The following is a 25,350-nucleotide window of genomic DNA, read 5'->3' as shown; positions in this document are numbered from 1 at the left end:
CTTCTCTTTAACGCTTTTACGCACAAAGCAATAAAGCAATCCCGCTTGTGACTTCACTTATAACATTGCAAGAAAATAGTTTTCACGACAATCAGAAGTAAAAGAATCCTACGATATTCGAGAACGCTCATTTAACATGCAAAAACACCAACCACTCCCTTTGCTTTGCAATAAAATACCGCTGTCTCATCGTGAATTTTTCTAAATCAGCACGCCTCAAAGAGCGGTGTTTTATCACATAATAGGATTATCACCGCCCCTTTATAGCGTAAATTTCTCCAAACTTAATCTTCAGGCAAAAATTCCAACCGATCCCCTTGTTTTGTAATTTTCACCGTTGTCTCATCGTGAATTTTTCCAAACAAGATATTTTCCGCCATCGGGTCTTGAATTTCTTTTTGGATAATCCGTTTAAGTGGACGTGCACCATAGAGGGGATCATAGCCTTTATCGGCAAGAAATTTTCTCACCTCTGGCTCGATTTGCAAAGTTATTTTGCGTTCATTGAGCAAATTTTGCAAATGTTCTATCTGAATATCAACGATCGCTTCCATATCGTGGCGTTGCAATCTTTGAAAGAGAATAATCTCATCAATACGGTTTAAAAATTCAGGACGAAAAGCCGCTTTGACGACATTCATGACATCATTTTTTGCCTGATCGGTTGTTTGTCCTTCAGGCAAAGCGGTTAAAAATTCAGCGCCAAGATTAGAAGTCATAATCAGCAAGGTATTGCGAAAATCGACGGTACGTCCTTGACTATCGGTCAAACGTCCCTCATCGAGCACTTGCAACAAGAGATTAAAAATATCCGGATGTGCTTTTTCAATTTCGTCGAACAGAATGACCTGATAAGGTCTTCTTCGTACGGCTTCGGTCAGCACGCCTCCCTCTTCATATCCAACATATCCAGGCGGCGCCCCAATAAGCCGCGCCCCAGCATGTTTTTCCATATATTCCGACATATCGATGCGCAACATGGCATTGGAGTCTTGGAAAAGAAAAGCAGCAAGAGCTTTGGTTAATTCGGTTTTTCCCACACCAGTAGGACCCAAAAACATGAAAGAGCCAAGGGGGCGATTGGGATCTTGCAACCCTGCGCGCGCACGGCGTACAGCGCGAGAAACAGCTTGAATAGCCTCACCCTGACCAATCACACGTTTGCTAATTTCATCTTCCATCCGCAACAGCGCCTCGCGTTCTGCCTCCAGCATTCGATCAACAGGAATACCGGTCCAGCGTGAAACAATCCGTGCCACATGTTCAGCAGTAACCGTTTCTTCAACAAGATGATTTTGTTGGTCATCATTTTCAGCGATGCTCAATTGTTTTTCGAGTTCAGGGATAACGCTATAAGCGAGCTCTCCAGCTTTTTGGAATTGTCCATCACGCTGTGCAATAGCCAAAGCATTACGTGCTTCTTCGAGTTGTTTTTTCAAATCAGCAGCATGCCCTAATTTTTGTTTCTCAGCCTGCCAAGCCGTTGTCATTTCGCTAGACTGTTGTTCCAATGTTTTCAGTTCATCCTGCACGCTTTGCAAACGTTCTTTTGCTGTTGGCTCCACATCAGTTTTCAAAGCTTCACGTTCGATCTTCAATTGTAAAATACGCCGATCAATGGCATCAAGTTCTTCCGGCTTTGAATCGACTTGCATCCGCAACCGTGCCGCCGCTTCATCGATAAGATCAATGGCTTTATCAGGCAAGAAACGATCCGTAATATAGCGGTTAGACAAACGCGCCGCCGCGATCAGTGCACTATCTGCCAAGCGCACTTTATGATGTTGTTCATATTTTTCTTTAATACCGCGCAAAATAGAGATAGTATCCTCTAAAGAGGGTTCAGGCACAAAGACCGGCTGGAAGCGGCGTGCAAGAGCAGCATCTTTTTCAACATATTTTCGATATTCATCCAAAGTCGTAGCCCCCACACAGTGGAGTTCTCCGCGTGCGAGAGCAGGTTTTAGCAAGTTGGAAGCATCCATAGGCCCATCGGATTTTCCTGCCCCCACGAGATTATGCAATTCATCAATAAACAAAATGATCTGACCATTTTCAGCTTGTACCTCTGCCAGCACTGCTTTGAGGCGCTCTTCGAATTCCCCACGATATTTTGCGCCAGCGATAAGTGCTCCCATATCGAGCGCATGAAGCTGTTTATCACGCAAAGTTTCAGGCACATCGCCATTAACAATGCGCAATGCCAACCCTTCCACAATAGCTGTTTTCCCCACCCCTGGTTCACCGATCAGCACAGGATTATTTTTGGTACGCCGTGAAAGCACCTGAATAGTGCGGCGAATTTCCTCTTCCCGCCCAATAACAGGATCAAGTTTTCCTTCACGCGCATCTTTTGTCAAATCACGAGCATATTTTTGCAGAGCATCATATTGGCTTTCGGCATGGGGGCTTGTCGCTGTTTTTCCCTTCCGCAAATCATTAATAGCCTGATTAAGCGCTTGCACTGTCAAACCACCACTTGTGAGAACATCAGCGGTTTTTGCGGTCTTTTCCATGATCAGTGCTTGCAACACACGCTCCACAGTCACAAATTGATCACCGGCTTTTTTTGCCAGATCTTCAGCCATGTTAAAAACTTTTGCCAACGGCTGAGACAAATAGAGCTGTCCATTCCCCCCTTGCACTTTTGGCAAAGCATCAAGTGCTTTGTTAAGCGCCTTTCGAATAAGAGTAAGATCACCACCCGCTTTTTGGATCAATGATGCTGCCAACCCTTGAGAATCGTCTAACAGTACTTTTAACAGATGCTCCGGCATAAATTGCTGATGATCAGAAGCAAGAGCGCTATTTTGTGCTGATTGTAAAAAACCTTGCAACCGTTCGCTATATTTTTCCAAGTTCATTTTTTTTCCTTAAATCTCAAGCCACCGCCGCACTTTAAATTCCCCCAACATCCCACAAAAGAGACATCTTCAAAGGACCGACCACCCCTCACCAAACACCGCAAATGATGCCACATGAAGAAGAACCGTAGTGCTAAAAAGAATATGGGTCCTCACAAGCCCTATAGCAAGAGGGAGAGAAAGGTGCACTGTCATTATTTAAATAAAAACTGCACCTCCCCTATACCCTCCACCATCACAACCCCACCATTCCCTCCACATACTCTTCTCCCACCAACGGGTTTCACCCCCCTCTTCATCCCAGCTTTCCCCCTCCATTCACAGTCTCTTCACCCCCCCCTAGTTCTCTGACCACATTCCACGCCAGACAAAAGCCCAACATGACCAAAAACACGCACAATACACAAAACACAAATCTTCCGCTTCACTTTTACAGATTCACATTTTTACGCTTTTACATCATTACAGAACAAAGCTAAAGGAAAGGTTCACCACCCCACGCTGCTCTGTAAACAATAGTCTGTAAACGAACCCAACTTTTTGCCTAGTACCCCCCCTTACAGTCTTCAGACTATTCCCCCCCAAAAGACGCACTTCATCAGACAAGGCAGTTAAGTCCAGCCTAAAATATTCCCCACACACTCTTCTCCAGTCAACGCGCTTAACACCCCTCTTCCTCCCAACTTCCCCCTCCATTCACAAATGCCTCCCCCCCCATTTATCTCACCACATTCCACGCCAGACAAAAGCCCAACGTGACCCCAAAACACGCACAATGCATAAATCCACAAATCCTCCACTTCACTTTTACGGATATACATTTTTACGCTTTTACATCATTACAGAACAAAGCTAAAGGAAAGGTTCACCACCCCACGCTGCTCTATAAACACTGGTCTGTAAACGAACAAAGATTTTTGCCTAGTACCCCTTACAGTCTTCAGACACCCCTCCTCAAACGACAGCACTTCCTCAGACTCAACAAATCAAGCCCTATCATGAATATTCTAGCTCTTCCCCCCCCTAAAAGAGCGATGTTTTATGGCATAACAGAATAAAAAATATTTTTGATTTTTCTTGCCAATATACTGAAATTACTTTACAAATTTAAAAGTGTTTTAGTCGTCTACGCAGCGATCAAGAGGGAAGACGAGCCCTAAGCTCTAGCGTAAAAACGAACCCGCTTTGCGAATATCTTGAGTTTCCGGGAGATTTTGCTATGTCCAGGTGTTCTCAACACTAAAAGCAAAAAAACTGACTAGAGCTCAGTATTTTGACTCCCGGAATACCAATGCGAGGGCGCTCGCAACCGGAGGGGGGGCTTGAAGTGCAAACCAAAAATCCACATTTTATCGACATTTCTGATTAAGCAAAAAACGCGATTTATAATCCATATTTCACACTTTTTTAAAAAGTACCCAATCTTATAGCCTTTGAAATTATTTTGATTTTTCTTGCCAATCTCCTGAAATTGCCTTATCACTTAAAGTGTGATTTTGATCGTCCACGCAACGGTCAAATAGGGAGTTGAAGACCCGAAACCTAAACATAAATTTATCCCACTCTGTGGGTTTCCCGGGATTCCGGGAGTTTTTGCTATGTCCAAGTGTTCTCAACACTAAAAGCAAAAAGCTGATTTAGGTTCAGTATTTTCAACCTCCCGGAATACCAATGCGAGGGCGCTCGCAACCGGAGGGGGGCTTGAAGTGCCAACTAAAAATCCACATTTTATCGACATTTCTGATTAAGCAAAAGAATCCGTCACAGACGCATTTCAATAGGACTTTCCCAAAAAGCATTAGGAAGCCATTTAGGTGTCAGTTTTCAACAAATCCAAAAATATGAAAAAGGCTTAAATCGTGTAAGTGCCAAATGTTTACTGGAAATCGCCCAAAAACTAGAAATTCCCATAAGCTTTTTTTATGCAGACCTTGCCACAAAAGAAGATATTCCTACAAAAGAAACTCTCTTACACCACAATCAAGAAACCTATAGCGAAAAAGAACACACCCTTTTGAAAAATTTTAGAGAGCTCCAGCCAAAAAAACAAAAAGCAATCTTGTGGTTGATTTCTGATTAAGCAAAAGCACAACAATTAACATACCCCCTGCCTAAAGTTTCCCATACCTGATATCACCATACCTCCAAGAGTGATATTTTACGGCATATAGGATAATTTATACTATAGCTCATTTTCTGTTTCCATTATTGCTTAAAGTCAAGCTGATTAAGGATCAGCAGCTGGGGTTTAAAGTTTGACTATTCATGGCATAACAGGGTTCAATACAGTGCAATCGTTACTCAAAACCATGCCCCGATTGCGTTTACGAAACAGTGAAACAGTATCGAGAAGGCAAAGACAAGACAGAACAAACATATGAGCGGTTAAGTAAAAATCAAAAGATTGAGCTTATAACATTGTAAAAGCTGCCCGATGCTGGGTTTCCCGCGCGCTCTAAATCTCAGAAAAATGATTTAAAACACTTATTTCATTGATGAGCCAATCATTCAGAATGAATAATGAACAAAGAACGGTTCACCAATATCCCGATACCCAATAAACAGAATAATCCACTCAATCCAGAAAAAAGGAACAACTGCCCAGCCGTAGTGTGACCTAAAACAAACGCTCCAACAAAAGGAGCCACCAACATAGCTAAATTTTGTATAGACTGCACCCATCCAGAAGCCAACCCAATCTGTTCATTGAAATTGGTTACCAGATAAACGTTAGAAGATATGGAAAAGTAGGCACTAACCATCCCGATGAGGAAAAAACAGAAAAACAAAGTCTCAATACGGAGTAAATCCAAGTAAAAAAAGCACACTGAGATCAGTACAAAACAAACCATTGCTGACATTGCAGGCATTAACAACTCTGATATTTTTCCTGTAAGGGGTTTATGTTTTGATTGTTTCACTCTCCAAAACCCATATAGAAAATTACCAATCCCTGAAGCAGATACCAACATCCCAAGAGCCTGTTTATTCATTTTCAGTGCATTAAGGATGACAGGCAACTGATTATTCACCATAAAGATCATGGCAAAATACACAAACATCACCGCCACATAGGCATACCAAGTTGTCCCATAAAGCCTATGCTGTGATTTCATGGTTTTCGCTGTTTTTACCATGAGCGACGAGACAGGTTTTGCACCAATACAACAAAACACTATAAAGCCTAGCAATGTCAGAAATCCAGACAACAATAAAGTATATATATCTGACAAAAACGCAGAGAGCATACTCCCCAAAGCAGGTCCTATCATCTTCGCCATGCTATTGATCATGTTAAGCACAGAATAGTAACGAGTCCGTCCGTTTTCAGGCACAGAATTTGCACTGAGAACGGAAATTGCTGGAATAGCTAGACTATTGAATGTCGCTCGAATAACTGCCAGTATAATAAATCCTTGCAGACTAGTAGCCATCAATAAAACGACAGTACATAACGCCCGTAACAACAACGATGCACGCAACCAATGTATCATATAACGGCTACCGACCAACATTCCAATTGGCTTAGACAGAACGATACCAGGTAATAATGTTGCCGCTCCAATAAAAGCGACATCATATTGATCAGCTTTCCAATAGAACACAGATACGGTCAAAATCACGATATAATCAATCCAGCCCCCAAATGACACCATGCCATTACCCAGCAAAAGCACCAGCAAGCGATTTTTTGTTGCCCCATCTATTTGCACCAAAACACGCGCCCCTTCTTTTTTGTTAGCAATACTGATTGGATATCAATTCTTCCCTCACACCTTAAAGGCATTATCGACCTTCCTGCAACAAAGAAATTGATAATTACAAAACCACTGGTGCTAAGTCTTAGATATGTATTAAAACTTCCATCGTTGATTGAACTTAATCTGCGTCTCTACGAATGACGACAATAACCAAGCCGTTAATCCAGCTCTTGAATCCATTTACGATAAACCCGCGCGCCTCCCCTTCAGCTCCAACACAAAAAACGCTATGAGCGTTCTCTCCTCAAAAGGACTCTTATTCTTCTTCATCACTTTTCTGCGGCGGGGGCGGTAAAATATAAGCGCCTGAAAGCCAACGATTAAGATCAATGGCTCGGCACCGTGTGGAACAAAAAGGATAGGCGTTTTGTTGTGACATTTGACCACAAATAGGACAAGGATGCGGAGGACGAATCTCTTTTTGCAAATTTAGCTCTTTTTTTTCTTGGCGCACCTTTGTCATCTGCTCCTTCATTAATTTTTCTTCTGTTCCTTTTTTTTCATTTTTGCTTTTCTCTTTTTGTTGCTTTTCACCTTGCATTGATCTTGCCTTAAAGTTTTTCTAATGCGTTTCTTCAGCCCAGTGAGTGAAAAGTGGATAGTGATAAGCGGTCAAGAGATCGACTGTTTCAGCCAACGGTAAACCAACCACATTGGAGTAAGAACCAGCCATATGGACGACGAAAGCACCGGCTTTTCCCTGAATAGCGTAGCCCCCAGCTTTCCCTTGCCATTCACCAGAAGCAAGGTAAGCCTTCATCATAGCAGAAGTTAAGCGTCTAAAACGGACACGACTTTCAACCAATTTTACGGTTATTTTTCCACGTTCATTGAGCGCACAAACGGCGCCATAGACCTTGTGTGAACGCCCAGAAAGGTATCGCAAACATTCATAAGCCTCGTCTTCACCCTCTGGTTTGGGGAGAATGGTGCGCCCCACAGCCACCACCGTATCAGCAGCCAAGATAATCATTTTCTGTTGAGGTAATTCTTCTTGACCATTCTGCAACTCTTCTTGACCATTCTGATTGTACCAGCGCAAAATTTCTTGAGCTTTCAGCGCTTTCTCTTTTGCCAAACGTTTGGCAAGGTTTGCAGGATGTTCTTTTAATTTTGGCGTTTCATCAATATCGCTTGCACAAACCTGCTGAGGATCAATCCCTATTTGTGCTAAGAGCGCTAAACGTCTTGGCGAAGCGGAAGCAAGCACCAAATGAATTTCTTCTGTAAGAGTATCTGCCAAACGTTTTTTCCCCCACTCTCTTATATTTTTCATTTCCACCCCTTCACAATCGACTTCCCTCTCACCCCTTTTAAGCGCCCCTTTTAAACGCCATTAATCTCCTTATCTTTTTACCGCATTGATTTTACAGTTTTTCAAGGGCATTCAAACACTCCCCTTTTTTCACTCATGAAGAGCAAGCTTAAAAACTGTTAAAAAATAATAGAAATAATATGATGGCTTTTACAAAAAAGCGCAAGCCACCCCTTAGGCTACTTATAGCGATATGTAATGCGCCCTTTTGTCAAATCATAAGGTGTCATTTCCACCATGATTTTATCACCTGCCAACACGCGGATACGATTTTTTCGCATTCTACCAGCAGTATGCGCAATAATTTCATGATCATTTTCCAGTTTCACACGAAACATTGCGTTCGGTAAGAGTTCAGTAACGATACCAGAAAATTCTAAAACTTCTTCTTTTGACATAAACAATCATTTCCTTTACAGTGCACATATTTTGTTAAGCTGTGCGTTATTTCCAGCGTTCATATCCTATTTTCTTAAGTTTGTGAATAAAAATTCAACAAAAAGAGAAAGGTTTTTCAAGTTTACTCTCTCATGCGCTCAAAAAACATCACCACACATATTGAGGCTCAAAACTTTCTCTCCACTAATTTTACCCACCCATTTCCTCCAATTTTTATGATGATCTTGATTTCAGAGTAACAAGAAATTACGCTAAATTTTCTCCCCCTCAAGCGTTTTCCCAACGCCTCTGACTATCCTCCACGACTTACAAACAATCCTCATCCCTCCAACTTTACCTCACCTTCCACACCCCTAAACACGCGCCATTTGGATAAACACCCCTTCCCATCCAAAAGTCCCCTCCTTTTTTCAAAAACCTCCTCCACACACCCATTCACGACATGCTTCACCGCCCCACACTTCACACTCTATGCATTTTCCGTACAGACTGACTCATTTTTCCTCTCACACACTTCATTTAAGCTATCCTCTATTTATGTTGCTCTCCCAGCTTGAAAACACTCCCTATACATTCCGTCTCATTAACCACAACGCCCCCTAACAACATAAAGCCTTTTCCTTTTTTGCATATTTCCATTTTCACGCTTTTACATATTTACAGAAAGAAGCCAAATGAAACCTCCACACCGCCCCGCGCTGCTATGAAAACAATACTCTACAACCCAGCTTCTTACCCAACACCCCCACGCACTTCAGATCCCCCCTCAAATGACACCACTTCATCAAGTACCATAAGCCAAGCGCTATCTCCTCACACCATCCTTCATGCATCCCTTCGCACCCCCGCCTTTTATCCACACCACACCCCTCTAATCTGTTCATTCTCATTCCCCAAACCCTCTCTCCTCTCTCGTCAACGCACCCACCTCTTCATCCAACTTCCCCTCCCTTCACAGACTCTTCATCCCCAAACCATCTTCCCTTCTCCCGTCAATTTCCCACCTCTTCATTCCAGCTTACCACTCCATTCACAGAAACTCTTTCCCCCATTTATCTCACCACATTCCATACCATGCCAAAAGCATACACACTGCACAAATCCTCCACTCCTTTTTCACGAATATACGTTTTCACGCTTTTACATATTTACAGAAAGAAGCCAAATGAAACCTCCACACCGCCCCGCGCGCTGCTATGAAAACAATACTCTACAACCCAGCTTCTTACCCAACACCCCCACGCACTTCAGATCACCCCCCTCAAATGAAACTATTTCATCAGACCAGACAAAGAAATCCAGCCTAATATTCATCACACTCTAAAAAACACCTTGATAAATTGATATGCCTGATATCACCACCCTATAAGCTCCCCTTCTAATCATGATTTCGGAGCCGCGTGAGAGGGATCAAACAAGCCGTTAGGTTCTTTTTGTCAAGGACGCCGTTAGGCGCCATGTAATGGTCTCCTTGACCTTAAGAACCTAGGATTGTTAGTCCCCTCATTAAATGCGGGTCTGATCTCATGATTTTGGTGAGCGTTCCGGAGAGTTTGAGAGGCGGAAAGCCTCTCATTAAAAAATAAAGTTTATAAATAAAAACTATTTTTATTTGCCAATCTTCTGAAATTACTTTATCACTTAAAAGATATTTTGATCGTCCACGCAACGATCAAGAGGGAAAACAAGCCCTAAACCCTAGCGTACAATTGAACCCACTTTTGTGGGGGGCCCGGGATTCCGGGAGTTTTTGCTATGTCCAAGTGCTTTAAGCACTAAAAGCAAAAAAACTGACTAGGGTTCAGTACTTGTGACTCCCGGAATACCAATGCGAGGGCGCTCGCAACCGGAGGGGGCTTAAAGTGCAAACTAAAAGTCCATATTTTATCGACATTTTGATAGGAAAAAACGCGATTTATAATCCATATTTCGCACTTTTTTAAAAATTACCCAATCTTATAGTCTTTGAGATTATTTTGATTTTTCTTGCCAATCTCCTGAAATTACTTTATTGATAAGCACGTGTTTTTGATCGTCCACGCAACGATCAAATAGGGAGCTAAAAGCCCGAAAGCTTAATACATAAATTTATCCCGCATTGCGGGTATCCCGGAATTCCGGGAGATTTTGCTATGTCCAGGTGCGATGAGCACTAAAAGCAAAAAGCTGATTAAGCTCAGTACTTTTAGACTCCCGGAATACCAATGCGAGGGCGCTCGCAACCGGAGGGGGGCTTGAAGTGCAAACCAAAAATCCAAATTTTGTTGATATTTCTATAGGCAAAAGAATTCGTTATAGACGCATTTCAATGGGACTTTCCCAAAAAGCATTAGGCAGCTATTTAGGCGTCAGTTTTCAACAAATCCAAAAATATGAAAAAGGCTTAAATCGTGTAAGCGCAGGGTGTTTACTCGAAATCGCCCAAAAACTGGAAGTTCCCATAAGCTTTTTTTATGCAGACCTTACTACAAAAGAAAATCTTTCAACAAAAGGCACTCTCTTACACCACAATCAAGAAACCTATAGCGAAAAAGAACACACTCTTTTGAAAAACTTTAGAGAGCTCCAGCCGAAAAAACAAAAAGCAATCTTGTGGCTGATTTCTGATTAAGCAAAAGAGCACTAATTAACATTATTTGCCAATATATCCAACATCCTAAAGTATAAACTTCAGATCACCACCCCTCAAAGGATGAGGTTTCATCAAACGCGACAGATACGTCCTATTCTAAAATATTCTTGCCCCTTCACAACCCTAAAGCAAGATCACTGAAAACACCCGATCAACCCCTCTTCAAAAAGCAACTTTCTCCCTCTATTCCCTCACACCCTTTCTTCTCTCTCGTCAACGCCCCCTCGCCTCTTCATCCAAACTTCCCCTCCCTTCACAAACTCTTCATCCCTCACACCCTCTCTTCTCTCTCGTCAACGCACCCGCCCCTTCATCCAAACTTCCCCTCCCTTCACAAACTCTTCATCCCTCACACCCTTTCTTCTCTCTCGTCAATGCACCCGCCCCTTCATCCAAACTTCCCCTCCCTTCACAAATGCGTCCCCCTAGTTCTCTGACCACATTCCATGCCATGCCAAAAGCATACACACAGCACAAATCCTCCGCATCACTTTTACAGATATACATTTTTACGCTTTTACGTCATTACAGAAAGCAGAAAATCTGTAAAAAACGCATTACACAATAACATTTTCAACAACTGTCCTTAAAATCTCGCCTCCCTTTTCATTTAAATCCCCCTATTTTCACTTAAATCATAGATATAAACCGCCCTATTATTTGCATTGGCCAGCATAAAATTTTTCAACAAATTCTAGTTATCAAAAGGGTCATAAGAAGCATTTTACGACTTTTAAAAGAATTTTTATTTACATCCAGTGCTTTCTTGTAACGTACGAGAGTACATTTAATTGACTGACTATAAGAAAATTTGAAATGAGAAAACCTTTTCGCTTTTCTCATTCAACATCCGCAACGATAACTTATCCTTATAAGTCAGTATTTTTTCGTAAAACAAAACGCACCAAAAACAATATACTTGCGTTGCATATTCACACGCTTGTTTTAAAGACAGATCTCTCAACGCTCGTCACACCCATTTCGCAAACGCATCCATAAAGGCATGATACCCCCCATGAAGGGAAAAAATCCATTCAGCCCTCCTTATCTTTACGCTTATAGAGGAACACACCGACACTATCACAAAAACTCTGCCAGCTCCCAATGTTGCAGACAGCCTTCAGTTCAAGAGCCAATTCATTAAAGGCATGCCTTTCTTGTAAAGTTTTTACCCACATGGCCCACCCGCTCATGATGTGCAAGCAAGTAATTTTAATTGATTCAATATGAGAGAACTGGTGATGAGAAAATCTTATTATATTCAGCGTTATACTTCACGTTGAAGGTGATTATTTATCATTATAAATCCATATATTAACAAAAAAGAGAGTCATCTAAACGCTTTATTTTTTCACACTGAAAGAAAACATATAAAAATTAGATAAAAAAAAGGTTTGCCTCTAATAAACAAACCCCTGTAGAAAATTATTAAGATAATTTTCAAAATTTTAAATTAATCCCTCTAAAAGTAGCAAAGATACTTCAGAAGCATCAAAATGAATACAAAAACTTATTTAACACAACGTTAAGAAAAATCAAGAACAAAAAGTTTTTATCGTTAATGCACCTTTAAAAAACGAGTTTTTTAACCCACACAGCTCAACAATTTGGGGCTGCCCTATAAACGCCTCCGACCAATCCCTTCATCTCCCTCAAAAGACCGTATAAAAGGTTCACAGAGCAAGTCTTCGCTAAAAAATACCAATCGCAAGCACTCATAAAAGCCAGCGTTGGCCTAAAAGATCAGATTATCGAATAATCTTGCTGAAATGTCTTCCCAATCAATAAAAAAGAAGCGGACTTTTAAATATTTCCGCCTCTTTAACAATAAAACCATGATGAGGGATTATTTAAAAATTTCAAGACTATGAAGGGAACCAATTTGATAACAATTCATACCTTACAGGATCATCGGCACATTGTCCACCACCACATTCCAGTATGGTAGAAATCAAATTTGCCGCAATCAAAAACACAAATAAAAAACTTGCCGTTTTACTCAAAAATGGAAAAGGAGAAAATTCTTTGAACTTGTGTGCCAATTCGCCTAAAATCATGACAAATGAGACAGCAAAGATACAAAGGACAGAAATAATGAAAGCCCAAGTATAAAAATGTAATCCAAAGAACGTTGAACCATACCCCAAATCATCAGGTGTTATATGCAAAAACACTTGCCGTGCTGCAACAGCACTCGTTACCATACAACCGATAATAACCATACCATAATGAGTATTTTTCACCTTATGGTGAATATTGAGCAAGAACCCACAACCTGCCAGCATCAATCCAACGCGCTGTAGCAAACAAAGGGGACAAGGTAACTCAAACTTTACCAATTGATAATAAAAAGCCACGACCAAGACAATGGATAACCCAATGAGTCCTAGCGTATTCATAAAGATGACGAAGTGAGGATTTTTTTGTTCAACTTGTTCCATGGCTATTCTCTCAAAAAGATAAATTTAAAGTAGAAGTTGCGTGATGATTGAAAGTGAGAAGAATGACAACGAATAAAATTGCCCACAAAGCATAACTTATATTTTTTTTGCCATACATAGTCGTTATTGCAGTACCTAAAGCGATTAAAAATGGAAAAAACATAGCTTTAAATCTCCTTTACATCCGGTGTTGAACTTTTAATTTATTTCAGTTTCCACCATTATTACAAAATTAGGCAAAAAAGAGACCATGGATTTATTATTCACAATTCGTCATTCACTTTTCTTGTCATTATATTTTAAGTGAAAAAACAAAGAACCATACAATCGCTCAGAAACACATCTCAACAAAAGCACAAAAGCGTTGATTATTCGCTGCCCTTTATATCAGCTATTATTAAAGATATATCAACGATTATAAAGCGCATATTCCCCCACTCAATTAAAAGAATCACTTGAACAGCAAAATAAATAGCCTTTGAAATTAAGAGATCGACATCTCTTTATTTCTCAAAAGAATATCCTCACTTTGCAACGCATCTTCGCCATAAAAATCTCTTTTTCTCATAAGCAATTTTTCAAATTGCAGCAGATTTTATAGTATATGGTGGTCATGTTTATTTTAGCAAATAAAAATGAAACATTTTTTAAAAAAACTGATAATCAATGGCTTTCCCCCGATGTATTTTTTCCTCTTATCTTAAATAAACGACAATCCCACAACTCCACAACCACATGGGTCCCACACCCACCCCTTAACATTCATCCCTCCTCCTCAAAAGAAGTGCTTCATGACCTTCAATACTTTAATTTTTCATCTCTCAAGATCCCCCTTTAAATTTTTAGCTTTCCATCTTATTTGAAAAATAACTGTTTCTCTGTCATCAATTGGCTTTGCAAAGAGAATATAAAACTTTAAAAAAATAATGATAAAGAATCGCATTGAACCTTTGAAAAGGATGGTGAATGATGAAAAAATCATGTGATGTCGCGATTTTAATGGGGAGCCAATCGGATTGGCAAACGATGTGCCATAGTGCAGATATTTTGACGAATCTTGGTATTTCTCATAGTTCGCATATTGTCTCAGCACACCGAACCCCTGAACGCCTTTATCAATTTGCAAAAGAAGCAAAAGACGCAGGGTTTAAAGTTTTAATCGCCGGTGCAGGGGGTGCAGCGCATCTTCCTGGTATGCTAGCAGCCCTTACTCCTCTTCCTGTTTTTGGCGTTCCAGTACATTCTCATTCTCTTTCTGGTCAAGATTCTTTGCTTTCAATTGTGCAAATGCCAGCAGGAATACCCGTCGGCACATTAGCAATTGGCAAAGCAGGCGCAATTAATGCAGCACTTTTAGCCGCAGCCGTTATGGCCATTTATGATCATGATCTCGCCCAACGATTACAAGATTGGCGTCAACAACAAACAGCCAATGTCGCCAAAACGCCTGTAACGGAGGTTTAAAATGGCACCGTTTTCCAACACGCCCCCCTCATCCAACACGCCCCCCTCATCCAACACGCCCCCCTCATCCAACACGCCCCCCTCATCCAACACCCCCTCACCTAACATGTTACCTCTAGGCAGCGTCATTGGTTTAATCGGCGGCGGACAGTTAGCACGGATGCTCGCCATAGCGGCCGCAGAATTAGGATTTCGAACAGTTATTTTTTGCCCTGAGGCCGATTGCCCAGCCGCTCAAACAGCAAACAACCATATTGTTGCCTCCTATGACGATACATCAGCCTTAGATCATTTTATTTCTCAGTGTGATGTTGTCAGCTATGAATTTGAAAATCTTTCACTTCAAACGGTTCAATATGTAGAGAAGAGTAAGCCTGTTTATCCTTCTTCCAAAGCATTAGAGATCACGCAAGATCGACTTTTTGAGAAGCAATTTTTACGTGATCAAGGGATTGGCACCGCCTCATGGTATGCTGTTGATAATTCTTCTTCTCTTCTTTCTGGTCTCAATGCATTAGGCGGACGTGGTCTTTTAAAGACGCGTCGTTTTGGTTATGACGGAAAAAATCAGATCAAACTTGATCGCCCCGATGAACAAACCCTTGACGAAGCCTTAAGAACTTTTCAGAAGCAGCCTTGTATTTTGGAAGAAATAGTTCCTTTTTTATCGGAAATTTCAGTTCTCTCGGCTCGCACAAAACAAGGGGAACATATTTTTTATGATTGCCCTGAAAACCAACACAAAAATGGGATTCTTCATAAATCCTTTGTTCCATCACATATTCCATTTGATGTGCAAAAAGCAGCCCAAAAAATCAGCCTAACAGTAATGGATGCCCTCGATTATGTTGGTGTTCTTTGTATTGAACTTTTTGTTTTAACGGATGGTCATCTTTTAGTGAATGAACTAGCGCCGCGTGTACATAATTCTGGTCATTGGACACAAAAAGCATGCATAACTTCACAATTTGAACAGCATATCCGTGCTATTTGCGGTCTTCCATTGGGCAGCACATACCGTCATAGCGATTGCCAAATGACAAATCTTCTTGGGAACAATTTAAACACGTTAAAATATTTTCTCACGCAAGAGCGCACCTCGATCCATTTATATGGTAAAAGCACTGTTCACCCCCACCGAAAAATGGGGCATGTCATCCAATTAATGGGACCAGCTAGCAAATCTTAACGCCCACATATAAAAACGCTTTTGCACCCAAGTGAAGACAGAAAAAACACCCTCTCCCCTCACACCGATATCCAGCGGCTCAAAACGCGCGGCGCGCCTAACCTTTTAACGCGCGCGCCCCTGACAGAGCTTCACGCCCTCCTACAAGCCCTGCTCTTTTAAAAACATCACCTCTTCTCGCCCACAAACTGCTTCACATCTCATCCCCCCTCAAAAACAAATCTTCACTCCACACCGATTGACTACCCATGCGGCTCAACAAGCGCTCCCCAACCCCTTTCACCCCTTCTTTCCCACCCAAAACTCTGTCCCCCTTTTTTTCTCAAAAACATCATCCCCTCATCCAACATCACCGCCTCATCCAACATGTTACCTCTAGGCATCATTATTCTCCCATGATAGAGGCAGCCCCTTCATTTTTCTTTTAATCCCAATCTTTAGAAAATAGACTGATCTATTGCGCCCATAGATCCCAATCCACGATGCGCTTTTATTGTCTCTAGCCTCTCTTCTTATGTTTATTTTTGCACAAAAGCATTTTCACAAAAGCGTCGTTTTGTTTTCTCATAAAATCGCTGAGAAGTAAAACGTATTACTCTCCCCAAACAACTCTCGCAAACGCAGCCCAATATCGGCCAGAAGATAGCCACCCAGCATGGCAACTTTCCTCTCTCTCTTTTTTCCTTAACGGATAGAGGACCTTCTTCTTTTGTTCATCCGCTCAACATCTTTCTCGAAAAAGTTTTCCCAACGTCCTCCAAAGGCTTAAATTTCTTCTTTACAAATCAATTTTTCTTCTCTCACGCTTCCCCTCTTTTCAGCGCATCGATTTTCCCACCTTTTCTTTAAGCTTGTTAAGACAATAAATTATAAGGCGCATCACCACCGTATAATGCTCATGGGTTTTATGGCATATCTTTATTGCATCCCGCACAGTTCTTTATAAACTCCCTTATCGTAAGCGTACTTTGTTTACGCATACTCTCACCCACAAAAGACTCTCTGTAACCCTCTATCCTGCTCCACAATGACATTTGTCAAGACCTTCAGACCCGCACTTCATGAAGTTCCAAATTTTTTCGCGCTGCAAGCTTCTTTCAAGAGCACCTAACAGCACCCTTAATTGACTAAGTATAAATGTTTATTTTATTATCCTGATAATAACTAAAATATACTTTTAAATACTATCATTTTAATACTATTATTGCCTTTAAAAGGCTTATTTAGCGAAAAAATACTTCATTTCTAAAAATAACGAAGCAACTTTAAATGAGGCACAGTCTGTTCCTCCTCAAAAACGTAAAGGGGGTCCATTTAGACACATGTTGTTCCTCTTTCTTTTAACCTTTCGTAAACCCATTGTTTTCGTAACGAAAATCCTAGCGATAGGCTTTTTATTAATGGCAGGAATTCTTTGTCTAACATACCTCGCAGTAGGAAGAGAGTCATTACCCCTATCGATCGGGATACCAATGATCATTACGTCAGCTCTCTTTGGCATTTGCAACATGTATATAAATTGGTATTATGACATGCTTTTATTACGTTTATCGCCAGACAATGTGAACCTTTCACTCTTTCAATAAACATCATCATAGACCACCCTTGAGAAAACCACCCTTGGGAAGGTCAAATTTTTTCTACAGCATGGATATTAAAAGGAATTCAAACTATCCACATTCAAGAACCAAAAGTGTATTCTCAGTATACTGGCTCTCTCACCGGATGATTTAAATTCCCCATCCGCTTGACAATATCCAGCAATCCACCCCACATAGAAATACACGTAGAAATCATTGGGGTGCAAAGAATCATAAGCTATTGCCCTAAAATAGAAATTTATGCAGAATCTTTCACTCTAATAGCACAAATTTAATCCCCCATTAGAAGTTCCAAGCGCGCCACTCCGTTCCTGATCTCCACGTCAAAGATATAATTACAGGACGTGATTACAGCACTAAGCTTATCCATTCCCAAACATCCTCTCAGCCCTCACGTAAAATAAAAAGCCTCAAACAGAAGACACTTGTGTTGCCAATTTACGCACTTATTTTAAAGAAATACTTACTTTAAAGAAACACTTGGCCAATGCACATTGCCACCACTTCACAACAGCCCCTCATCATAGAGTATAAAAGCTCTCGATAATAGCTTAAACATTCATACATAGTGCACCACCCTCTTCAAGCTCATGAAGCGTAAACGCCAGCCTCATCACACCGTTTTGCCAGTCCCCAATGTTGCAACACTCTCTTAGCATTTGAAAGCATTTATAAAAGACCATTTTATTCCTTACTCTTCAAGTGTCTTTACCCATACACCAATCCCGCTTGTGATATGCAAGCAGCAATTGCTATGGTTAAAGATACACAGATCTGCAATGAGAAAACCATAATACTATGCGAAACTTTTAAGTTTGCTATGTTTACTATGAATAATAGAATTTGATCCTTATCAATTCATCCCATTTGTCTTCATTATGCAATATTGTGCAATTTATTTTCTAGGTTTTAAGAGCAAACTTTAAGAATATCATCACACACTAACAAAAAACACCTCATGGTATAAATTTTACATAAGCCTTATACACCGCCTAAACGATGATATTTTACGGAAAAACAAGATTCTTTTCTCACAAATGAGAAGCTTTTACTTATTTCCACTTTTTATCCTTCTTTTTTGCGAGAATATTTTTACCTTCAAGGCAACCATTAACCCACCATAGGAAATGTATAATACACCCTTGACAAGAATAAGACTTCTTGTTAGATCTCTCTTACTTTTTTTGCAATTTTTACTTATTCGTTGTGCTAATGAAGTGTGTTAATGCGTACCTTTAGAGTGCGTTTTTCTTTTTGTGATCACAGTGAAAAAGTGTGTCGTGTGATGTTATGATGCAAGTACGATATCGCGATGCAATGTTCCTAGAGTGAGCAGTGTATTGGGGTTGTGGTGTTGTATTTTCGTGTTTTAATGTTGTATTATAGTTGTATTACGTAAACTGTTTAACGGTGAATATGATGAAAATTAAAAATTCGCTTAAAGCACTAAAGGAGCGCCACCGTAACAATCGTTTGGTGCGTCGTAAGGGTCGTATTTATATTCTTAATAAAACGAACCCACGTTTTAGAGCGCGTCAGGGCTAATTCTTTTAGGGTTAATGTTTTTATGCCTACTCTTTGTAGGCTTAAAAATTTTTTCTTAAAGTTTTTTTGGTTATAAGTCCGTTGGTTACGAGTCCATTGTTTGATAATATTTGGTGATTTATCTTTTGGGGGCTTGTTTTTATGGATTCTTCTATTTTTCTAAAAGCTTTTCGATTTTTTCAGCTGCGTTTTTTCTGTATTTTCCAGCGTATTTTTTTTCTTTTTTTTGTTGGCACTTTTTGTTTTGTTCCCTCGAGTTATGGGCAAAATCCTCCTTCGCTTCCTGAAGATCGTCCTTCTCCACAATCGCTTTTACCGTTAGATGATCTTATTCCCAATTCTCCTGCCCCTTCCTCAACACCCTCCGATTCTGATTTGTCTGCGATTACTCTTGAAGATTTTGACAAAGAGCAGCTTTCCCATGTTGACAGAATTAAGCAACGCAAAGAAGCCGAAATTTTACGTTTACTGAAAGAGTTGAAATATTGTGCTGATGTTTCTCAGGCGAAAAAGATCAGTCAACAACTTCAACATTTATGGTCCCAATCGGGGAGTGAGACAATTGATCTTTTAATGTCATGGGCTGAAAATGCGATCAGTAGCGACGATTATGGACTTGCACTTGATTATATTGATAATGCTCTTGCACTTTTACCTACTCACGCTGAAGCTTGGATAAGACGTGCTTGGATTCACATTCAACTAAACGATTTCAAGCTTGCCATGCTTGATCTCAACCATGCTCTTAAACTTGAGCCGCGCAACTATATAGCTTTTTTTGAACTTGGCGTTACCATGGAAGCAACAGAGCGTCCAAAACTTGCTCTTAAAGCTTATGAAACAGCATTAAATTATTATCCACAAATGCGGAGAATTCAAAAGCGCGTGCAAGCTCTGTTAGACGAACAATCACCGCAAACTCTTTGAAACCATTCAAAAACAAGAGCTTTACGCATCCCTTCAAACTTGGATAAGACGCAAGCCGGCTTCACATTCCACTCAATAAACTAAAAGCCCCCTGCTTATCACCACATCATCAAACGCCCCCACGCAATTGACAATGTCTTTTTTGAATTTTGACCTGTTTTGTATTAAAGGAAGCTTCCAAACACTTTCAATATACCCCCCTACAGAATTTCTTCTCATAGCAAGCAAACGCTTCACGCCTGCGTCCTCTTCACACCGCGTCTTTTTTTACATCCCTCCATCATGGATAAAAAAATTTGTAAATAGGATCCTCAAAAAATATTTTTTTTTGAAAAAAGCTTCAAACATCGCTTAGCACCTCTGATAAACTATCATCGTCTGTTTTTATTTTTATGAGCTTCAACCATAGCAGCACATACCGTATCAGCTCTCCTCTACCCCTCAAAGTTGACAAAATAGCACTGAAATATTCCCCATGAGACAAAAACTTCAAAGACGCAACGTCAGTTAAACAAACATTTTTGAATAAAAAACATCCCCTTCACCCCTCCTCCAAACATTCCCGCAAAACATAAAAATCAAGCTATTGCCAATAAACTGTTCTGCGTCACTCAATCACACACCCCCCACTCATATTTTTTGCTTTTTTTACTTTGAATAAAGCGTTCTATATATCATACAGCCATTTCTAGCAGCCACCAGCAAGATTGTAAAACCATCTTGAAAAAACTTTATGAAAAATAAGAGACTGAGGTTATTTTATCTCTAGCAGAAGATCTGAAATTGTTTTATATTAAGGAGGGTGTTCTGCGCTTCTCGACAGGAAATAACGTATTCCTGAGACCTTAATGATCTCCAAGGGAGCTGTCCCTGATCAAGCCCGTGGGCTTTTTCATATGGCGCCCACCTATTTGTATAGGTTCCCGGGATCAGCTTTTTCCATCGGCTGTTGTGGATCACCCTTTTTTACATCAATAAAATTTTTCCATATAAAAATTGAGAGCGCCCTTTTACATAAGACCAATGACGATACTCTCTTTTCAAAAAATAAAAATTACGAGGGGCTTTATTTTATGAAACAGACAGCGCTTACAAAAATAATCCCCTCTGTGAATCTGCTTCCTCCCTTAGCACGCAAGCAACGCAAAAGCGGTTTATCGCATCAAGATGCCCCTCTAACATAAGAGCGCACATTTTTCATGAGCACAGCTCTTGTCCTAACAGAGATTTACAAAACGCCAACAATAGATAAAATACCAGCATCTTATAAAACAATTGACGAGACAATGACACAAAATCCCCTCTGTGAATCTGCTTCATCCCTTCGTACACAGCAGCGCAAAAGCGGTTTATCGCGTCGTGATGCTCTTTTAATAGAAGAGCGCACACTCTTTTCGCAGCGTGCTTGTTTCCACTTTATTGAATACCTTGAAAAAAAGGGAACAGATTTTTCACGCCTCATTTTAGCAGGCTATTGGCCCATTAAATCGGAAATTGACCCGCGTCCTTTACTGGATGCTGTAGCGTTACGCGGTGGGCATTTAGCCTTACCAGCAGTGCTTGATTCCACCACCATGATTTTCCGTGCATTTTCGCCTAACACGATTTTAGAGCCCATGCGCTTTGGCACCTTTGGTCCAGGTGCAGACAATAGCGTTGTTGTCCCCAACAATATTATTGTTCCGCTTTCTGCGTTTGATCGTCAATGTCACCGTCTTGGCTATGGAGGAGGATATTATGACCGTGCGGTTGAAGCTCTTGAAAAACAAGGACATCAAATGACATTATGGGGCATGGGATTTTCATGTCAAGAGGTTTCCTCTATTCCCGCAGCAGAACATGATCTACAGGTACAGGGGATTTTTACAGAAAAAGGTTTCTTAAAATGTTAAAATGTGATTAAAGCGCCTATGCGTTTTTTATTTTTAGGTGACATTGTTGGTAACACAGGCTGTAAAGCTGTTTTTGAACACCTTCCTCAACTAATTGAGAAATGGCGGCTTGATTTTGTTGTGGTAAATGGTGAGAATGCCTCTGGTGGTTTTGGTCTCACACAAGAAACATATCAAGATCTTTTGATGATCGGTGTTGATGTTGTCACCACAGGCAATCATGCTTTTTCTCATAAAGAAACGTTGCAGTATGCCCATGAGAGCGATCGTTTTTTACGCCCTGCCAATTTTTCGAAAGAAACTCCTGGAAGAGGTGCTGGTATTTTTACAGCAAAAAATGGAGCCCGTGTTCTTGTCGCCAATCTGTTGGGCAGCGTTTTTATGCCGTGCAAAGTAGAAGATCCATTTGAAACAGCGGAAAATATTCTTTTAGCCTGTTCGTTGATGGAGCAAGCCGATACAGTTATTTTTGACTTTCACGCAGAAACGACAAGCGAGAAGCAATGTTTTGGCCATTTTCTTGATGGTCGTGTGAGTGTTATCGTTGGCACACATACGCATATTCCCACGGCTGACGCGCAAATCTTAGAAGGTGGAAGCGCCTATTTAACGGATGCAGGCATGTGTGGAGATTACAACTCATCTCTTGGAATGGATAAAGAAGAACCCCTACACCGCTTTCTTTATAAGACGAAGCAAAGTCGTTTTGAACCAGCGTGTGGTCCCGCCACCCTTTGTGGTTTAGCAGTTGAGATTTCAGATCGCACAGGTTTAGCAGAAAAGGTCTCGGCGGTACGGATTGGTCCTCATTTAAAGCCTGAAGTTCCAGATTTTTGGTAGCTTCTTTTAAGCCACCCCCTTTGATGATCGCTCTCCACTGTGCGCCCTTTGGATGATTGTTCTCCAATGTTTCCTGTTGAGAACTCTTTTTGGCAAGACGACTTTTCAAGCCTTTTCCAAATCCCTAAAAACCCGCGCCATCCAATTTTCCTAACACAAATAAGTCACTCTTTAAAAAGAGGAAAGGTCCAAATTTTCATGATTTTCAAAATGATGAGAAGGCGGTTCTATTGGGACATTTCTGCGGGGGGGGGAGGGAGAAATGCTAACCCCCTTCTCTAAAGAAAGGTCTATATAATAATTTATTATTTAGCAAGAGAATCTTTAATTTTTTTTTAAATCTAACGAAAAATTAATCTTAAAATTGCCTTCTGTTTCTTAGATTTGAGTTCTCTAAAACTTTTCAAAAGGATGTGCTCTTCTTTGCTTGAGATCCTTTCATCACAGGGATACAAGACGTTTTCTTTTGTTGAGAGATCAGCGTAAAAAAAGGAAATGGGAACATTGAGAATATCAGCAATTTCTTGTAAACGCCCCGCTCCTATACGATTAGAGCCTTTTTCATATTTTTGGATTTGTTGAAAAGTCACACCTAACTGGCTGCCTAATTTCTTTTGCGACATTCCCAGCATTGTTCTTTTAAAGCGAATTTTTCTGCCTATCGAAATATCGTTAAAGTGTGGATTTTTAGCTTTCACTTCAAGCTCCCCTGCCGGTTGCGAGCGCCCTCGCATTGGTATTCCGGGAGTCAAAAACACTGAATCCGAGTCAGCTTTTTTGCTTTTAGTGCTAGAGCGCACCTGGACATGGCAAAAACTCCCGGAATCCCGGGATACTTATAAAGCAGGCTAATGTCTCAGCTTGGATTTTCAGGCTTTGGGTTCCACCATTCAACCACACTGTACAACGAAAACCCTGGTGTTGGTTCATAAAATAATTTCAGGAAATTAGCAATAAAATTAAAAAACAGTCTTTATTTTATGAGCTCCACCCCCGCCTCTCAAACTTTTATGCCCGCTCGTAAAAGCTCCAAAACGTAAAAGCTTCAAAACCATGAGATAAGACCTGCATTTATTGAGAAGATGAACAAACCTTGTTGTCTGAGATTAAGCCCCCCGAAAAGAGAGATTAAAGAATACCCTCAAAGGGAATTACACTGTGATGCGTTGGATTTTTGCGCCACAACGGACTAATTTTTCCTCCAACCTCTCAAATCCACGATCAAGATGATAGACACGATTGACAATTGTTTCTCCCTTTGCCGCCAATGCTGCAATCACAAGAGAAACAGAAGCACGCAAATCCGTCGCCATGACAGGAGCCCCTTGCAAATTCTCTGTTCCATAGACGGTTGCCGTCTGCCCATCAAGCTTTATCGACGCCCTCAAGCGATTGAGTTCTTGAACATGCATAAAACGATTTTCGAAAATCGTCTCTGTAATATGCGCGATTCCTTCAGCACGTGTCATGAGCGCCATGAATTGTGCTTGGAGATCGGTTGGAAAAGCAGGATAAGGTCCTGTTTTAATATCAACGGGCATAATTTTTGTGTTTTTTGGATTTCGTTTAACGTGAATTCCTTGAGGTTCTATTTGAATCTCGAGTCCTGTTTTTTGGAGCACCTTAAGCACTTTTGTGAGATGGTTAGGATTTGCATTTTTAAGAAAGACATCTCCTCCTGTCATAGCAACAGCCATTGCATATGTCCCCGCTTCAATTCGATCAGCAATAACGCGTATTTTTGTCCCTTTAAGTTTTTTAACCCCTTCAATTGTAAGCGTTTTTGTTCCTTCACCGGTTATTTGAGCCCCCATAGCATTCAGGGTTCGAATAAGGTTTGCCACTTCTGGTTCACAAGCCGCATTCTCAAGAACGGTTGTTCCCTTTGCCAGTGTCGCCGCCATAAGGATCACATGTGTTCCACCAACAGTGACTTTAGGGAAACGATAGTGAGCACCTTTTAACCCCCTTGGTGCTTTTGCATGAACATATCCATTTTCGATCGTAATCTGTGCGCCTAAAGTTTTGAGTCCCTCAAGGATAAAATCGACAGGTCTTGTTCCAATAGCACATCCTCCAGGAAGCGAAACATAAGCCTCTGCGCATCGTGCAAGGAGAGGTCCGATAACCCAAAAGCTTGCGCGCATTTTTTTCACAAGTTCGTACGGCGCACGTGTTGTAGCTATTTTTTGCGCAGTAAAATGAATTGTTCTTGAATTCACACACTCATCGTTAAACTCTTGTCCATCAACGGCATATCCCACACCATGATTATTGAGGATACGAATAAGCAATTCGACATCGGCCAGATGAGGAATATTTTCTAAAGTGAGCGTTTCTTCTGTCAAAAGTGCCGCAATCATAAGAGGCAATGCAGCATTTTTTGCCCCTGATATAGGAATTGTTCCTTGAAGTTTTTTTCCCCCAACAATTTGAATAGAATCCATAGTGTTTTCCCTCTTTTCCTTTGTGCCTGCCCT

General features: G+C 40.8%; 21 protein-coding genes, 1 other RNA gene and 1 pseudogene. 10 read left to right on the top strand and 13 right to left on the bottom strand.

The window, feature by feature from the left end; genetic code table 11:
* Positions 1-284: 284 nt before the first annotated feature.
* Together clpB and ACFIKO_RS03240 are read right to left on the bottom strand one after the other, a co-directional pair.
* Positions 285-2,864 (bottom strand): ATP-dependent chaperone ClpB, encoded by a 2,580-nt coding sequence (clpB, locus tag ACFIKO_RS03245; RefSeq protein ID WP_375620451.1) that lies wholly within the window; start codon positions 2,862-2,864, stop codon positions 285-287.
* A gap of 611 nt (positions 2,865-3,475) precedes the next feature.
* Complete coding sequence (locus tag ACFIKO_RS03240; RefSeq protein WP_375620452.1) at positions 3,476-3,685, bottom strand: hypothetical protein; 210 nt, start codon at positions 3,683-3,685, stop codon at positions 3,476-3,478.
* 885 nt (positions 3,686-4,570) lie between these two features.
* Here ACFIKO_RS03240 and ACFIKO_RS03235 point away from each other — a divergent pair.
* Positions 4,571-4,944 (top strand): annotated as a pseudogene (locus tag ACFIKO_RS03235) (helix-turn-helix domain-containing protein).
* Between the two features lie 424 nt (positions 4,945-5,368).
* Here ACFIKO_RS03235 and ACFIKO_RS03230 read toward each other — a convergent pair.
* The 4 genes from ACFIKO_RS03230 to infA form a co-directional block, all read right to left on the bottom strand.
* Positions 5,369-6,577 (bottom strand): MFS transporter, encoded by a 1,209-nt coding sequence (locus tag ACFIKO_RS03230; protein ID WP_375673259.1) that lies wholly within the window; start codon positions 6,575-6,577, stop codon positions 5,369-5,371.
* 304 nt (positions 6,578-6,881) lie between these two features.
* On the bottom strand, positions 6,882-7,166 hold the full coding sequence (yacG, locus tag ACFIKO_RS03225) for a DNA gyrase inhibitor YacG (RefSeq protein ID WP_375673257.1): 285 nt from the start codon (positions 7,164-7,166) through the stop codon (positions 6,882-6,884).
* Between the two features lie 21 nt (positions 7,167-7,187).
* Entirely contained in the window at positions 7,188-7,901 is a 714-nt protein-coding gene (locus tag ACFIKO_RS03220; RefSeq protein WP_375620454.1) for a Maf family nucleotide pyrophosphatase, read from the bottom strand.
* A gap of 218 nt (positions 7,902-8,119) precedes the next feature.
* Positions 8,120-8,338: a translation initiation factor IF-1 gene (gene infA / locus ACFIKO_RS03215; RefSeq protein WP_004857577.1), complete on the bottom strand. Its 219-nt coding sequence runs from the start codon at positions 8,336-8,338 to the stop codon at positions 8,120-8,122.
* Positions 8,339-10,578: 2,240 nt separating this feature from the next.
* Between infA and ACFIKO_RS03210 the strand changes: the two genes are divergently transcribed.
* Entirely contained in the window at positions 10,579-10,950 is a 372-nt protein-coding gene (locus ACFIKO_RS03210; RefSeq protein ID WP_375673256.1) for a helix-turn-helix domain-containing protein, read from the top strand.
* Positions 10,951-11,313: 363 nt separating this feature from the next.
* Here the strand turns inward: ACFIKO_RS03210 and ACFIKO_RS03205 are convergent, their stop codons facing one another.
* The gene (locus tag ACFIKO_RS03205) at positions 11,314-11,478 is read right to left on the bottom strand and encodes a hypothetical protein (protein ID WP_375620272.1); all 165 of its coding nucleotides are present in this window, start codon (positions 11,476-11,478) and stop codon (positions 11,314-11,316) included.
* A gap of 309 nt (positions 11,479-11,787) precedes the next feature.
* Here ACFIKO_RS03205 and ACFIKO_RS03200 point away from each other — a divergent pair, with 309 nt between their 5' ends.
* Complete coding sequence (locus ACFIKO_RS03200) at positions 11,788-11,970, top strand: hypothetical protein (protein ID WP_375620271.1); 183 nt, start codon at positions 11,788-11,790, stop codon at positions 11,968-11,970.
* A 35-nt stretch (positions 11,971-12,005) separates the two neighbouring features.
* Here ACFIKO_RS03200 and ACFIKO_RS03195 read toward each other — a convergent pair whose 3' ends face one another.
* From ACFIKO_RS03195 to ACFIKO_RS03185, 3 genes are all read right to left on the bottom strand, one after another.
* Positions 12,006-12,149, bottom strand: coding sequence for a hypothetical protein (locus tag ACFIKO_RS03195; RefSeq protein ID WP_375620270.1), 144 nt, complete (start codon positions 12,147-12,149; stop codon positions 12,006-12,008).
* Positions 12,150-12,836: 687 nt separating this feature from the next.
* Positions 12,837-13,412, bottom strand: a complete 576-nt coding sequence (locus ACFIKO_RS03190; RefSeq protein ID WP_375673255.1) for a disulfide bond formation protein B — start codon at positions 13,410-13,412, stop codon at positions 12,837-12,839.
* A 10-nt stretch (positions 13,413-13,422) separates the two neighbouring features.
* Complete coding sequence (locus tag ACFIKO_RS03185) at positions 13,423-13,575, bottom strand: DUF5993 family protein (RefSeq protein ID WP_015856857.1); 153 nt, start codon at positions 13,573-13,575, stop codon at positions 13,423-13,425.
* Between the two features lie 803 nt (positions 13,576-14,378).
* Here ACFIKO_RS03185 and purE point away from each other — a divergent pair.
* Both purE and ACFIKO_RS03175 read left to right on the top strand, forming a co-directional pair.
* A complete protein-coding gene (gene purE, locus ACFIKO_RS03180; RefSeq protein WP_015856858.1) occupies positions 14,379-14,876 on the top strand; it encodes a 5-(carboxyamino)imidazole ribonucleotide mutase in 498 nt (165 codons plus the stop codon).
* 1 nt (position 14,877) lies between these two features.
* Positions 14,878-16,065 (top strand): 5-(carboxyamino)imidazole ribonucleotide synthase, encoded by a 1,188-nt coding sequence (locus ACFIKO_RS03175; RefSeq protein WP_375673254.1) that lies wholly within the window; start codon positions 14,878-14,880, stop codon positions 16,063-16,065.
* 242 nt (positions 16,066-16,307) lie between these two features.
* Here the strand turns inward: ACFIKO_RS03175 and ACFIKO_RS03170 are convergent, their stop codons facing one another.
* The gene (locus tag ACFIKO_RS03170) at positions 16,308-16,448 is read right to left on the bottom strand and encodes a hypothetical protein (protein ID WP_375673253.1); all 141 of its coding nucleotides are present in this window, start codon (positions 16,446-16,448) and stop codon (positions 16,308-16,310) included.
* A 2,637-nt stretch (positions 16,449-19,085) separates the two neighbouring features.
* Between ACFIKO_RS03170 and ykgO the strand changes: the two genes are divergently transcribed.
* From ykgO to ACFIKO_RS03145, 5 genes are all read left to right on the top strand, one after another.
* Positions 19,086-19,211 carry a type B 50S ribosomal protein L36 gene (gene ykgO, locus ACFIKO_RS03165; protein WP_013545486.1) on the top strand — a complete coding sequence of 42 codons (126 nt, stop codon included), beginning with the start codon at positions 19,086-19,088 and terminating at the stop codon, positions 19,209-19,211.
* A 141-nt stretch (positions 19,212-19,352) separates the two neighbouring features.
* Positions 19,353-20,138, top strand: a complete 786-nt coding sequence (locus ACFIKO_RS03160; RefSeq protein ID WP_375673251.1) for a tetratricopeptide repeat protein — start codon at positions 19,353-19,355, stop codon at positions 20,136-20,138.
* A gap of 801 nt (positions 20,139-20,939) precedes the next feature.
* Positions 20,940-21,100, top strand: a non-coding RNA gene (gene ssrS / locus ACFIKO_RS03155) — 6S RNA.
* A 324-nt stretch (positions 21,101-21,424) separates the two neighbouring features.
* On the top strand, positions 21,425-22,030 hold the full coding sequence (locus ACFIKO_RS03150; protein WP_375620274.1) for a 5-formyltetrahydrofolate cyclo-ligase: 606 nt from the start codon (positions 21,425-21,427) through the stop codon (positions 22,028-22,030).
* Positions 22,031-22,048: 18 nt separating this feature from the next.
* Positions 22,049-22,870 (top strand): TIGR00282 family metallophosphoesterase, encoded by an 822-nt coding sequence (locus tag ACFIKO_RS03145; protein WP_375620265.1) that lies wholly within the window; start codon positions 22,049-22,051, stop codon positions 22,868-22,870.
* Between the two features lie 341 nt (positions 22,871-23,211).
* Here ACFIKO_RS03145 and ACFIKO_RS03140 read toward each other — a convergent pair whose 3' ends face one another.
* Together ACFIKO_RS03140 and murA are read right to left on the bottom strand one after the other, a co-directional pair.
* On the bottom strand, positions 23,212-23,604 hold the full coding sequence (locus ACFIKO_RS03140; protein ID WP_375673250.1) for a helix-turn-helix domain-containing protein: 393 nt from the start codon (positions 23,602-23,604) through the stop codon (positions 23,212-23,214).
* 417 nt (positions 23,605-24,021) lie between these two features.
* On the bottom strand, positions 24,022-25,317 hold the full coding sequence (gene murA, locus ACFIKO_RS03135) for a UDP-N-acetylglucosamine 1-carboxyvinyltransferase (protein ID WP_375673248.1): 1,296 nt from the start codon (positions 25,315-25,317) through the stop codon (positions 24,022-24,024).
* Between the last annotated feature and the right edge of the window lie 33 nt (positions 25,318-25,350).

This window comes from Bartonella sp. TS82HLJMH (assembly GCF_042193495.1).
Lineage (GTDB): Bacteria > Pseudomonadota > Alphaproteobacteria > Rhizobiales > Rhizobiaceae > Bartonella > Bartonella grahamii.
Note: the sequence above shows the minus strand (reverse complement) of the source record. Positions and strands in the feature narration are given on the sequence as shown.